A 13,392-nucleotide genomic window follows, 5' to 3' on the forward strand; every position below is an offset into this window, starting at 1 on the left:
TCATAATTTGAACTCAAGTTTCATTCCCTGCCTAGATCTCCTCAAATCGAGAGGCAAATGGGTAGGCTCCGCTTGCACAGCTAAATGCTATTCTTATAACCTCCGAAATAACTTTCCTTGGTTTATTCTGGATAGAAAGTTACTTATTGATACATGTTCAAAGGACTAATCTTTAAATGTCCCTTATATGATCTCCTGTCTACGCATTAAATCAGAAACATCCTACACGGCTGCACGCCCACAACCTTTAAATACATCATTTCTCACCATTTCATCATGCCTCAAAAGCAGCATCATGAGACGATCCTTGATCTTTTGACAGAGAAGGACGAGGTTACGTGGCAGTCTATGATTTATGATCTTGTCAGGACAGAGCAGATGGATCCCTGGGATATTGATGTTTCGAAGCTGACCAAGGTATATATCGAGACCCTAAAAAAGCTGCAGCAGATTAATTTTAGGATAACCGGAAAGGTTGTTTTGGCTGCAGCCTTATTGCTGAAGATCAAGTCAAGCAGACTGGTCGGAAGGGATATCGAGGAGCTTGACCGCTTATTCAGCCAGGCAGAGCAGGAAGAGGAGGATTTCTTCTATGAAGACTTGGTGGACGCCGTAGGAGAGAAGCCGAAGCAGAAGGAATCCCTGTTCTTCAAAACCCCCCAGCCAAGGCAGAGAAAGGTCTCTGTCTATGACTTGATTGAGGCTTTGGAGCAGGCGCTTGAGGTTAAGAGAAGGAGGGTGCTGAACACGATTATTCCGAAGCTTCTCGATCTTCCTGAGAAGAAACGCGACATCACCCTTATCATCCTTGAACTCTATGCTAAGATTAAAGAACTCTATTCAAGAAAAAAGGGAGATCTGCTTTTTTCAGAGCTTCTTCCTTCGAACAAAAAGGAGGACAAGGTGCTTACCTTTGTTCCTCTCCTTCATCTTACTAATGAACGGAAGGTTGATTTGGAGCAGAAAGAGGCGTTTGGTGAGATTTTTGTGAAGGTGCTGCATTAGTGAACGCATTTTGCAGACTCGAAACCTTTTTATACGGCGTTCTATTCGTGGAGTGTATGGGAAAGAAGGAACTTGAAGCAAGATTCATGCAGTATCAGGAATTGGGTGTAGAAATCAAACAGGTCCAGCAGCAGATAGCAATCATTGAGAATCAGGCAGCAGAGCTTGAAGGGTTTGTCTCGGATCTGGATGAATTCAAGTCGCTGCAGGAGGCAGAGATCCTTGTTCCGATTATCAACGGAGTGTTTGCAAAGGCACGCCTTCCTCACGCAAATCAACTCTTTGTCAATGTTGGGTCGCAGATTGTTGTGCCAAAAAGCATCGAGAGCACCAAGGATCTGCTGAGTGAGCAGCGAAGCAGCTTGATGGAGTTCCGCGAGCGCCTGGTGGAAGTGCTTCATGACAAGGTGCATGCTGCAATAGCCATTGAGCAAGAATTGGTGCAAGCGAAAGACAATGTTTAAGTTCCTTAAAGATACATTGAGGAAAGGGATTTCTAAGGTTTCTGAGGCGTTGGGCAAGAAAGCCGAGGAGCCTCCAAAGCAAGTTTCAGTAAAGGCCATCCCTGCAAAGCCAGCAAGCGAGATGCCAGTAGAAGCCCCAATCAATCAGGGGCCTGCCAAGCCACTCCATGAACAGATCGCTGCCAAGCCGGTGCAACAGCCTCGGGAGTTGCCAGCCAAGCCAGCAGCGCAGCCAAAAGGCATTTTTCAATCGCTGGCTGAGAAGGTTACGACAACCACAATCTCCGATGCAAAGTTTGATGATCTGTTTTGGCCTCTGGAGGAAGGGATGCTCGAGAGCAATGTTGCTGTCGAGGTGATCGAGAAGATCAAGGGAGACCTGAAAGGTGAACTTATAGGGGTCCCTCTCAAGAGAGGGGATGTCCAGAAGATTATTGAAACTTCTTTCGGAAAGGCTGTCAAGGATGTGCTTTCCATTGATTCCTTCTCCCTGATTGACAAGGTGAAGGCTAAGAAGCCCTCTGTGATATGTTTTGTCGGGATTAATGGCTCTGGAAAGACCACTTCAATTGCGAAGATCGCCCATCTGCTTCAGCAGAATGGCCTGTCTGTTGTCCTTTCTGCTTCTGATACCTTCAGGGCAGCTTCAATTGAGCAGCTTCAGCATCATGGCGACAAGCTTGGGATCCGCGTCATCAAGCATACGTATAAATCAGACCCCGCTGCTGTGGCTTTTGATGCAATCAGCCATGCAAAAAGCAGGCATATCGACGCTGTGCTGATTGATACTGCCGGGAGGATGCACAGCAACACCAATCTCATGGACGAGTTAAAGAAGGTTGTAAAGGTTGCAAAGCCGGATATTACTCTGTTTGTGGGTGAGAGCATAACAGGAAACGACTGCATTGAACAGGCAAAGACCTTCAATGAGGCGATTGGGATAGACGCTATCATTCTTGCAAAAGCAGATATTGACGAGAAAGGAGGAGCTGCGCTTTCTGTCTCGTATGTGACGCAGAAGCCGATTCTTTATTTGGGGACAGGACAGGAGTATGATGACCTTGTTCAGTTTAAGCCTGAGGATATTGTGAGGCAGCTGGGGTTGGCGTGATTCAGTGGCCTCCAATTCTGCCACCCAAAACTATATAAACCAAGCCTTCCTGGGGTAAAACAGAGGTGGTTGGGATTAAGGCGATAAAACGAATCGATCCAGTCTCCCTGGCTAAGGTGACGGGGGTTGTTGCAGGAACCTTTACGTTTATCTTCGCAACTGCAGTTACTTTGATTGTCTCGTTTATCCCCGGAATGATGCCATTTGTGGGAGTCCAGGTTGGCTTTTCTTATATCCTGACAGAAACCCTGATCAGCCTCATCGGAGGATTCGTGTTTGCCATCATCATAGCCTATCTCTATAATCTTTTTGCTCCAAAGCTCGGATACGTCATGATCGACATTTAACATGATAAGCTTCGTTGATGTTGGGTTGAGCGGAATCTCTGCGGTTCTTTTCGCAGCAGTAAACATCCCTATCTTGAGACTTATTGTTGCTAAAATCTACAATCTGAGGGATACAACGCTTCAGACAGCATCCATTGTGGTTGGGGCTGCTACGCTTGTCTATTTTGTTTTGAGTTTTTTCCTGTCTCTGCCATACCTTCCTGGCATATCCTTTATCCTTGCAATGGCAGCTTTTCTTGTGCTGCTCAAGAAATCTTACAGCATCAACTGGTCAAAGACAGTGCTGGTGTGGCTCGTATGGGTTGGCGCCTTTGTCTTTCAGGGCATGGTCATCTTCCTTGCAGTTACTCCGTTTCTTTAAACCTGATCTTTCCATTATAGTACACTCCTTCCTTTAATTTGACCGGCCTCCAGGAGTCTTCAACCAATTCTGCCTTAAGCCAATCTGCCAGCTCCTGCGGGTTGCCTATGGTAGCTGACAGTGCCAGTATCTGCCCCTGCCTTTCCTTGAGAAGCGTCAGAAGAATCTCCAAGGTTGGGCCCCTGCCTGGATCGTTGAGAAGGTGCACTTCGTCAACAACAACAAGGCTGACGTATTCGATCCATGGAGCCTGATGCCTGAGCAGCGAGTCAAGCTTCTCGGCAGTGGCGATGATTACATCATAACTCGCAAGGTAGCTATCATCAGAGTCAAAGTCTCCCATGGAGAGCGCCACATTTGCCACGGCGCTGTATTTTCGCTTGAATTCCCTGAACTTTTCGCTGCCTAATGCCTTCAGGGGAACGATGTAGATCATTTTTCTATGCTGCTCAAGCACTACTTTGAGCCCTGCAAGCTCAGCAATCAAAGTCTTTCCTGATGCAGTTGGAGTGCAGATCAGGAGGTTTTTCCCTTCGAGAAGGCCTGCTTTTATGGCCTTTTCCTGGCAAGGCCTCAGCTCGTCTATACCCTCTGCTTTAAGGATGCTGAAGAGGGCTTGAGGTATTTTGTGCTGGATGTCCTTGAGCTGCATGCCTTTGTGAGTGTCTCTGCTCTTATTAAGGTTTCGAGAACTTAGAGCGAGCGTAGCGAGCTAGGGTCTAAACCCCCGCCCTTCAGGGCGTTTTTTCTAGAAAGGTTTTTGTGGCGGCTTCGCCGCCAGCAAGCTGGCGGACGAAACTGCGCACGCACTACCCATTCAAAGTAGCGTGAGCTCTCGTCTGTCGGAGGACGAGAGCATGAACAACATGAAGCGGTTGAGCCACAAGGTGACGATGAACTTTTGGCACTTTGAGTGGTGCACGAAGTATCGCTACAAGATGATGCAGAGGCTGGAGATTAAAAATCTTGTGAATGCAGCAATCAGAAAAGCGGCACATGAACATGGAATCACGTTTCGTGTGCTTGGCGTACTTCCGGAACACGTTCATGCGCTTGCATCACTGCCCAACGGGATGACCGATTCACGGGCGCTTGCTTTGCTCAAAGGCCGTTCAAGCTACCTTATCTTTCGCAACCGTGAGCACGTTGCCTTGCGCTACCCCAAGAGGCATTTCTGGGCGCCGAGCAGTTATTCAGTGACGGTAGGGGTGAATGACCTTGCCGCATGCGAGACCTACATCAAGAATCAGGAAGCACACCACAACGTGGTGTTCAGCTAGCGCGGGAAGCTCCGCCCTTTAGGGCGGGGAGGGGGTCACGTTTTTACATGGTATTCAAAATAATCATCCCAGGGATTCTCAAGCTTCATCATCTGCTTCATCGTAAGCTTTTCAAAATACCTCCTAAATGGCCGCATGGAGTTTCCATGGGCTGAGATTGCAACATTGATCCTTTCTTTTTTCATCTTTTTTATTAAGTCTTTTATGAATGAATTTACTCTCTTTTCAACCTGCTTCACGCTTTCTCCCTCTGGAGGCGGGAAATTGTAGGAGCGGTGCCATTTGTCAAAAAGCTTTTTTCCGTATTTCTTTATTATTGTTGTGTGATAGAGGCCTTCAAATGAGCCGTATGAGCGCTCGATCATCCGGTCATCCTTTATTTTTTTTACTCCTTTGTGGTATTTGAGCACTTCCTTTAGTGTGTCTTTGCTTCTTGATACATGAGTATAATAGGCAACATCGATCTTTTTTGATTTCAGCTTTTTTGCTATCTTTCTTGCCTGTTTTATTCCTAAGGGGGTCAGCTTGGAGTCTTTGAATCCAGTAAACCTATGGTCTCTGTTGAAATAGGTCTGTCCGTGCCTGAAGAGGTAGATGTTGAGGATCATTTTATCCACTCACATATACAGTTTTTGTCTCCCAATCAAACCCAATCTCATCAATCGTGCATTCATGCTCATCCTCTCCGCATACAGGAGCGGTGTCAAGGAAGCTAAACTTCTCATTCTTCTCATAGCATTGCCTGTGCCACCAGTTTCCTGAATCAGGATCTACTTTCTCTATGACTTTTGAGTAGCTTCCTGTGTCCTCTTTGATGTATTCCACAACAAAGTCGCCATTATCTGCTATAGTGCATTCTGCTACAAAGGGATCAGCAGTTCTTTTCAGAACAGGAGAGTTTGCCTTTAAAGAGCCATAAGCAAGCTCTCCTGTCACATTAGCATTTCCATTCACATGCAATTTGGCTGTAGGAACAGCCAATCCCATGGCTGTCTTTCCGTTTACAATCCTGAACTCATTTGAGCCTCCTGAAGACATTTCTACGTAATTTGTCCTATTGATCCACAAGAAGTTTGAGCCAGCTGTGAAGTATAATGATCTTTCACCATAAGCAGCTATGTTTCCATAGGAAGTAGAGCCTGAGAGGGTTACATAGGGATTATAGATGGTTCCAGTCAGGTTTACATCTCCATTGACATGGAGCTTCTTTGTAGGGGTTGTTATGCCTATCCCTACATTTCCTGCGTTGTCGATAACCAATCTTGCATCTGGAGCTCCAGATGTTCCTGTCTTAAACCACATATTGCCTGAGCCGTCTGAGCCAAGACCTGCCCAGTTGGTGTCTCCTGCATCATACAATAAGATATTGGCATTTCCTCTTGGGATTGCTGTCAAACTACCAAAATTGGTTCCAATACGGGCTCCTCTTGTGACTTCAAGCACATGGCTGGGGCCTGTGCTGTTCACTCCGAGCATTCCATCTTCTATGACAATCCCTGCTCCGCTTATTGAAATGGCTGCCAGTATGAAGAGGGCTAACGCTAGAGCAAGTCTGGATACTGAGGTGAATAATGTTTTGAGTATAGGTTGGCTGCTGAAATATTTTTCATCTGATTTGATCTCCCTAATCTTGCTTTGTTTCATACGCTTTCACCTCATGGAGCTCCATTCTGCGTCAATGTTCCTTTCATAAAAACATACCCCGACTCATTTACAACAACCTGCCATTCTCCATCTTTTCTTATTCTGAAATCAGTATCATCCAAAGAGGATGATATGGTTGACTGATTCTGGAACAAAGTTCCATCAATATACATATTGCCATCATTCTCGATAATCAGAACATCTTCTCCGTTGTTTCTTATGATGAAGGCAAAGTCAGCGTTTCTTGTGTGGGCGGAGTTCTGCTCCAAGATACCTTTAATCACGGCGTTTCCTGAGTCGCCGAGCCAGGCCATGTTGCTGCCTGAAGTATTCTTGATGGTGAATTTATTGAAGTCTGGAGGCAATATTGTGAAGTTATACATCGCAACAATCTCTGTCTGATTATAAGCCAGGAGATTATCATTTTCATCTGTTGCAGCAACCCATACCCTGTATGTGCCATTGCCGTTGTTACTTGTATTCCATGCATTTGGATTCCAAATAGCATCGAGCTTTAATGTTTGATTTATATTAACTGTTCTTGGGGATGTATCATTCTGTATTATGGCTTCGTCTACGAAGCCACTGCCATTATAGTACTGGATCTTCATCAATAAATATATGGAAACATTACTTTCTCCATTATTGATTATTTTTGACTCAGTGGATTTACAGATACCATCGCAATACGCGTTATCAGTGCAATCTGATTGAGAAGAACAGGATGTTGGGCAGGTAGTGCCATCACATGTTACATAATAATCGCATGTTTTTACAGTTGGGCCATATTTACATCCTCCACCAGTATTAATGCCTGCATCACACACATCATCTCTTAAGTATGAGGGCGTGCTACCGCTACCTGTAACGCAAGTTTGGTCTGGGCAGTCTGCCGCATCAGTCCAAGTGCCTCCTCCATCACATCTTCGCGGATCATCACCGGTATCTGTATCATACGCATAGTTATAGCATTGATAGTATCCATTACTCTCTATTTGAGCATCCCAATTACACTCATTTGAAGCTGTGCAAACGTAACCAGTGCTATCTCTTCCATCCAAAGAACATTGGTTGCTTGCGCAGGCACCATTTCTTTCTGACATGTTATTTGTATACGTGACCCCGCAGTCTATTCCATTCGATAGGTCTGATTGGCAATAGCCAGTTGAGTTGCAGAATTGTCCTGCTACGCAATCTGAGTTTTGATCGCAATCGACATAGGTTATTTGGAGATATGTGTTTGCATTATTTACAAGAATCTCTCCAGCAACAATATCATCCAAATCTTCCTTCCCTTTAAAATGATAATAACAATAACCATCACCGTAGCAGCCTTCTTTATGGTCAATATCGTTAGAGGACATCGTGTAGGTAGAAGTGCCAGACATCTTATTTGTTTGATAGATTAATCCTCTGCCAGGCTGGATATTCCAAGTTAGGTTACTTGGGTTATATGGACCGTCATAATAGTACACTTCAACATATCCGTCTGCTTGGGAATAATCCTGCATATCTACATAGAAGCTTAAGGTTATTCCCACTATAGCTTTATTGCTCCAATTTAGTGAGCCATTTCCAAATCGTATGGCGGCACTATCTTCTTGTACACCAACCTCGTCATAGAAATCTGGGGAATTTACCTGATACGTAGTGCTAGGGTTGCTTTGACTTAGCTGATTGCCTTGTTTTTCTGATGTGTCATCATAGGTGACAGTTGTTGAATGTTCTCCAACAGTAAGGTTTTTCCCAAGGATTGTGTCATTAAATTTAAAATTTAATTGTTGCTTATTAGACAATGAATTATAATTTACAGAAGTTTTTTTTGCACCATTTATTTTGACAGGAATATCTTTATTCATCTCATTCTCATCCTTGATTATTGGTTTAAATGTGATAGAAGTGTAATTAAAATCAACAATCTCCAAATCATACCTACTGTCATTCTCTAGATAAACCAGCTCAAATACGCCTTTATCCATTAAGCTTCGAGCTTTCTCGACCCTTTTCCACCCTCCACCCTCCTCAATATTTCGAGTAGAGCCATACATAGTCCTTGTTCTGCTTCCATCTTCATTGATTATTTCATCGAAGACCGCCCCATATTTCTGCCCTTCGTCTGTTGGGAGCAAATCAGATTTTTCTAGGAGTATCAGGATTGGAGGATGGTTCTCTTCGGCTGTGGAGTTTGCTGTTGTGTTTTGCTCTTCGGAAGATTGATTCGTGTTGTTTTCTTCTGGAGGGTCGGTTATGTTTACAAACTCATTGCTGGTGTAATCATCCTTTAATGTTTTTATGTTGATGTAGAGATTATATGCTGAAGCTATAGCTACAGAACTAGAGGCATTAGCATTGTATGTCTCGCCATAAGAAGATGAAGTAATGCTTACATTAAAGTTTTTTGCGCCTTCTTCTGTTGCGTTGACTGTCCATACTGCTGTTTTTGAGGAGCCGTCATTTATTGTTTCCAAATCCCGAGGATTAGCGCCCGAGATAAGTGTCAATCCAGAAGGAAGGTTTAAGGTTACACTAACTCCATGAGCATTTAAGTCTCCTGTTGGTGTTATTTGAGCGGAGATGTTGAAGAGTTGTCCTTCTTGTTTGCCTGACGGATTTGAGAGGGATGCGCTTAGGGCTGGAGGGTTTATTGTGAAATCTGTATCGGTCTCTGTAGCAACAGCAAACTCCTCATTGCCAGTCCAAACATCAGCGGAGTTTACTTTAAGAACAATATTATCATAATTAGTATCTGTTGCAACCTGTTCGACATTATCTATACCGGAGGTGGAAGAGTCAACTGTGTTTCCATCAGATTCATCATATAGATAAAGATCTATATCATGCAGAGATTCACCTTGGTGCTTAAACCAAACAAGAGTGGATGTATCCCCATTGTCTACATTAGTGAGTTTATAAAGTCTAACTCCATCATCGGTAAAACTCGATTCGTACCATGTGTTGTCTATATAAGTATGAGCCGATCCTAAATTAACTGAACCCCAACCATAATATTCGTCCCAACCAGTATCACCATAGTCCCTTGCAGTGTTTATCAATAATGCTTTGATTTCTAGAGTATTAGACAACACATCATCGAACCAAGCTGAGGCAGCCGAGACATGAGGTACAGCAAAACTAGTTCCACCCCCTACCTTCGCAATTGAAAACTCTCCCGACGCATTAGCACTCTTTATTGCAACTCCTGGAGCCATAATGTCTGGTTTCTTTCTTCCATCACCTGTAGGCCCTCTTCCACTAGCACCCCCAGACGCAGAAATTGACCAGTTACCCCATACGTCATCATCTCTATTAGTTGTATTTTTGTCATCCATTGCACCTACTGTTATTACATTATATCCATCACCTGGTTGGGTAAGATTCTTGCTACCTGTATTCCCTTTGTTCCCTGCTGCGACAACAATTGTAGCCCCACCTACATCTGCCTCAGTATCATAATCTGTAGTGATTAGTGATGTTCCATCTTTTTCTTCTTTATCTTTTCCTACACTTAAACTTATTACTTCTGCCTGATCTGGAGCATCCCATAATGACCAATTCATAGCTTGAATCATATTATTTTCATCAATCTCATCTCCATCTTCATCCAACTTAACATTAATCATACTGCTTATGTTGTACATAACTCCTCTGTAAGTGTCATTTGATGAGGCAATAATGCCTGCAATAAGGGTTCCGTGATTTAAAACATCATTTGTTGCCTCTCCATCATAACTTTTGTTATACCATGTCCTCAATGTACTCCCATCAGACAAATATTTCAGATTGGGGTGACTTATGTTAATGCCTGAATCAATTATGGAGATTGTTGCAAGGGGTTCGGGTCCGTTTCCTCCTGAGTAATCATTCTGTAGGCTGCTGGCAACTATCGCTCCTGGGCTAATATCCAAAGCAAATCCGCTTTCTTTGACATTAAGCCCAATACCTTCTATCCTGCTATCGTTCAAGAATCCTATGACTTCTCCCACTTTGATTCTGGCTATTATTATATTGCTAATCAGAAAGTTATTAATGATATCCCCTTCCTTTGATTGAATCTCTTCTAATAACGGTTCTTGAATCTTGGCGTTACTGATTGAGAGATTATGTTCAATATCATTTCTTAATTGCGTTTTTAATTGGTTTTTTGCTCTGGCTAAATCTTTAATCTTATCTCTATCCTCCTGTGATATACGCTGATACAAGTCCAGGCTATGTTCCTCCTCCTGAAGAGGAGTAAGATTCCTTGGTTTATATTTCTTAAGAACATCTTTAATCTTAGCACTATAGTTTTTGATATCTGGCTCATATTCCTCTTTTATCTTACTGATAACCTGTCTGGGAGGATTGCCCTCCAGTCTGATTATTATTTCTAATTCTTCATTTGCGCCAATCTCGGCTCTTTGGTATTGGGTTATATTATCCTGTAGACGTGAACTTATCCTGGGGGTTCCAGTCTCTGTGATCACTGGCTTGTTTAAAGCGGAGACGGTTATCACTAGAGAAAGGAACATAATAATTGAGATATAAACCAGTATTCTTATCTTGGGGTATACATTATTTCTTTCAATCAACCTTCACCTCTATCTATTATGACCTATCATCTGTTATACTTCCCACCAGTCTGCTTATTAACCAGATTACATGTGCGATTTATACATTGAGGTTCTGCTGAGCATGTCCAGTGGTCATTTGTAGATTCTTCTCTCGATTCACATCGGTCATAATTAAGACAAAACCCACTAGACTCATTTAGATACGTCTCTAAGTATATCCTATTGATAGCATGATCTTTGTCAATATGGTTGCATTTACAGCATGCATACTTTATCTTCACACAATCTTCATCTGCCGTACATAGTCTTTCATCCCATCCAAATGGAGTAAAATTCAATTCTGTATTGCCTAAATAGAAATCTGTGCTCGGAATATCGCTCGCAAAATCAGAATGCCGAATTCTACTTATCCCAAAATACGTTCCGTCATCAAGCTGGAATATCTCTCCGTTTGTAAGATCCTCAAAATACTTGCCATTTATAGTTATTGAAAAAGAACTCCAAGCATTAAAAAAGACCCCACCTTTAATAACATTCCCGTATTCCAATAAGTAACCTTTTCCATTAAATAGTACCCCTTTCCCATTTGGTTTTTTCTCAAATTCTGTTATTGTGTCTACAATAAAAGACACACTTTCATCTGTTCCATTAACACCTACGGACTCATTCCCACTCGTTTCATTAGCAGTTACATTATTGCTTTCATTTGTCTCATTAATGCCAGTCTCGTTTGTTGAGTTAAGTTCTTGGTCAATGTTTTCATCAATCTCCCTTACCACACACAGCACCTGCCTGTCATCAGCCTTAATCCAGCTTGTAACACTCGTCCCATTCTCCTTAACAATAGCCCTATATATAGGAGTTACTTGAATCTCTTTTCCACACTGAGAGTTAATAGAACTTATAATCTGGTTAATCTCACCAGATGCCCAATACGTAATCTTAATCTCAGCATCTGGGTTCTCATCAAGAAATTGTTGGATTTGAGGGATGTTTGTCACAAAAGATTCTATATCTGTAGCAGAGCAACCAGTAATAATAATACTAACAATTACTGCTAGTAAATATTCAACTGCACCAGATCTCGTTAATTTCACCCCCTTCCCCTCGCTAAAAACCTTCAGTCTTTATAAGCCTTTATCCTTTCGTTATTTTCCAAACCTTGCTTTTTTTCCAAGAGAACTCTCTATCTCCAGCAGCCGGTTGTATTTTGAGGTCCTGTCTGACCTGGCGGGAGCTCCGAACTTGACCTGATCTGCTCCAATGCCGACTGCAAGATCTGCGATAAATGAATCTTCTGTCTCTCCGCTCCTGTGGGAGGCGATTACCTTCCAGCCGGCTTTTTTTGCAAGCTGAGAAGCCTTGATTGCTTCAGTCACAGTTCCTATCTGGTTTGGCTTTAAGAGAAGGGCGTTTGCAGCTTTCTTTTTGATTGCTGTCCTGATCCTTTCAGGATTGGTCACAAGCAGGTCATCACCTACGATCTGGACTTGCTTTCCGATTGCAGCCTGCAAGGAAGACCACCCTTCCCAATCATCTTCTGCAAGGCCATCTTCTAATGAGATTACCGGGTATTTCTTTATGAGATCCTGATACATCTGAGCCAGGGATTCTGAGCTGTATGTTTTGCTGCCAATCCGGTAGCAATCGCTCTTTTTATCATAAAACTCTGAAGCAGCAGCATCCAGGGCAATCTTTATTTTTCCAGTGTATCCGGCTTCATCTATACATCTCAAAAGGAATTGGAGCCTTTTCTCTACACTATCCATTGGAGCGATGAATCCTCCTTCTGCTGTGACTGAAGCTGCTGCAAATCCGTATTTTCTGGCTATTCTTTCCTTAACAATATGGTAAGCCTCTGTTCCTGCTCTTAATGCTTCGGAGAACGACTTAAACTTTAGTGGAACAATCATATATTCCTGGATGTCGTGCTCTGCACCAACGTGGGCCCCTCCGTCCAGGATATTCATTTGAGGAACCGGCAGCCTTATCCTCCTGTTTCTTGCAAGATTGCTGATGTGCTGAAAGAGCTCTCGGTTCCCTGCTCCAAGGCGGCAGGCAGCCATGCTGACAGCCAAGGTGGCATTTGCGCCTATCCTGGATTTGTTTGCCGATGGATCGAGGCTTCGTAAGGTATTGTCTATAAGCTTCTGGTTGGCAGTGTTTTTTCCTCTGAGAGCTCTTGCTATTCTTGTATTGATGATTGCTACTGCTTTCAGCACTCCTTTTCCGTTGAAGCGCCTTCCGCCATCTCTTAACTCATGAGCTTCGTGGATTCCTGTAGAAGCGCCGGATGGAACTGAGGCTTTGGCTGTTTTTGATGCCTTTATTGTTGCCTGGACTGTTGGGTTCCCCCTACTATCCAGAATCTCTATGGCTTTCACTTCTTGTATGGCCGGCATTACAGTAATCTAAGAACCGAGGTATAAAAATCTTTTCTAAATCAGCCCCTTCTCCTTCCATCCAGGCTCTTTCACGATTCTCCTGTATCTTGCGTATTTGTCCTGGGGGCTGTACTTTGGAGGGCTTTTTGAGAGGGCTTTCTGGCCGCAAGTGCATACTCCTCTCATCGTATATTTATTGCAGTTGCTACACCATAGAATCCGCTTCATGCTTCTGCTCGCTTGAAT

13 protein-coding genes are annotated in these 13,392 nt (G+C 43.3%); 6 read left to right on the forward strand and 7 right to left on the reverse strand.

From position 1 onward, the window contains the following. Positions 1-276 precede the first annotated feature (276 nt). The 5 genes from VJB08_04245 (at position 277) to VJB08_04265 (ending at position 3,288) form a co-directional block, all read left to right on the forward strand. Positions 277-1,005: a segregation/condensation protein A gene (locus VJB08_04245; GenBank protein ID HLD43168.1), complete on the forward strand. Its 729-nt coding sequence runs from the start codon at positions 277-279 to the stop codon at positions 1,003-1,005. A gap of 56 nt (positions 1,006-1,061) precedes the next feature. Further along, positions 1,062-1,469 (forward strand): prefoldin subunit alpha, encoded by a 408-nt coding sequence (gene pfdA, locus VJB08_04250; protein ID HLD43169.1) that lies wholly within the window; start codon positions 1,062-1,064, stop codon positions 1,467-1,469. Further along, positions 1,462-2,580, forward strand: a complete 1,119-nt coding sequence (gene ftsY, locus VJB08_04255) for a signal recognition particle-docking protein FtsY (protein ID HLD43170.1) — start codon at positions 1,462-1,464, stop codon at positions 2,578-2,580. Before pfdA ends, ftsY begins: the two co-directional genes overlap by 8 nt. 65 nt (positions 2,581-2,645) lie before the next feature. Continuing rightward, complete coding sequence (locus VJB08_04260) at positions 2,646-2,927, forward strand: hypothetical protein (protein HLD43171.1); 282 nt, start codon at positions 2,646-2,648, stop codon at positions 2,925-2,927. Position 2,928: 1 nt separating this feature from the next. Continuing rightward, a complete protein-coding gene (locus VJB08_04265) occupies positions 2,929-3,288 on the forward strand; it encodes a hypothetical protein (protein ID HLD43172.1) in 360 nt (119 codons plus the stop codon). On the opposite strand, the gene VJB08_04270 is transcribed toward VJB08_04265, so the two are convergent. Next, a complete protein-coding gene (locus tag VJB08_04270; GenBank protein HLD43173.1) occupies positions 3,272-3,940 on the reverse strand; it encodes a DEAD/DEAH box helicase in 669 nt (222 codons plus the stop codon). The two genes, VJB08_04265 and VJB08_04270, sit on opposite strands and share 17 nt — an antisense overlap. Before the next feature lie 205 nt (positions 3,941-4,145). Between VJB08_04270 and tnpA the strand changes: the two genes are divergently transcribed. Further along, entirely contained in the window at positions 4,146-4,568 is a 423-nt protein-coding gene (tnpA, locus tag VJB08_04275) for an IS200/IS605 family transposase (protein ID HLD43174.1), read from the forward strand. Between the two features lie 35 nt (positions 4,569-4,603). On the opposite strand, the gene VJB08_04280 is transcribed toward tnpA, so the two are convergent. The 6 genes from VJB08_04280 to VJB08_04305 form a co-directional block, all read right to left on the reverse strand. Next, complete coding sequence (locus VJB08_04280) at positions 4,604-5,176, reverse strand: histidine phosphatase family protein (protein ID HLD43175.1); 573 nt, start codon at positions 5,174-5,176, stop codon at positions 4,604-4,606. A 1-nt stretch (position 5,177) separates the two neighbouring features. Then, a complete protein-coding gene (locus VJB08_04285) occupies positions 5,178-6,212 on the reverse strand; it encodes a hypothetical protein (GenBank protein HLD43176.1) in 1,035 nt (344 codons plus the stop codon). A gap of 11 nt (positions 6,213-6,223) precedes the next feature. Next, the gene (locus tag VJB08_04290; GenBank protein HLD43177.1) at positions 6,224-10,780 is read right to left on the reverse strand and encodes a S8 family serine peptidase; all 4,557 of its coding nucleotides are present in this window, start codon (positions 10,778-10,780) and stop codon (positions 6,224-6,226) included. Between the two features lie 26 nt (positions 10,781-10,806). Continuing rightward, on the reverse strand, positions 10,807-11,859 hold the full coding sequence (locus tag VJB08_04295) for a hypothetical protein (GenBank protein ID HLD43178.1): 1,053 nt from the start codon (positions 11,857-11,859) through the stop codon (positions 10,807-10,809). Positions 11,860-11,910: 51 nt separating this feature from the next. Then, positions 11,911-13,164 carry a phosphopyruvate hydratase gene (gene eno / locus VJB08_04300; GenBank protein HLD43179.1) on the reverse strand — a complete coding sequence of 418 codons (1,254 nt, stop codon included), beginning with the start codon at positions 13,162-13,164 and terminating at the stop codon, positions 11,911-11,913. A gap of 36 nt (positions 13,165-13,200) precedes the next feature. Continuing rightward, a partial coding sequence (locus VJB08_04305; GenBank protein HLD43180.1) for a nucleolar RNA-binding Nop10p family protein occupies positions 13,201-13,392 on the reverse strand: 192 nt, incomplete at its 5' end.

It is taken from the genome of Candidatus Nanoarchaeia archaeon (assembly GCA_035290625.1).
Classification (GTDB): Archaea; Nanobdellota; Nanobdellia; order Woesearchaeales; family DATDTY01; genus DATDTY01.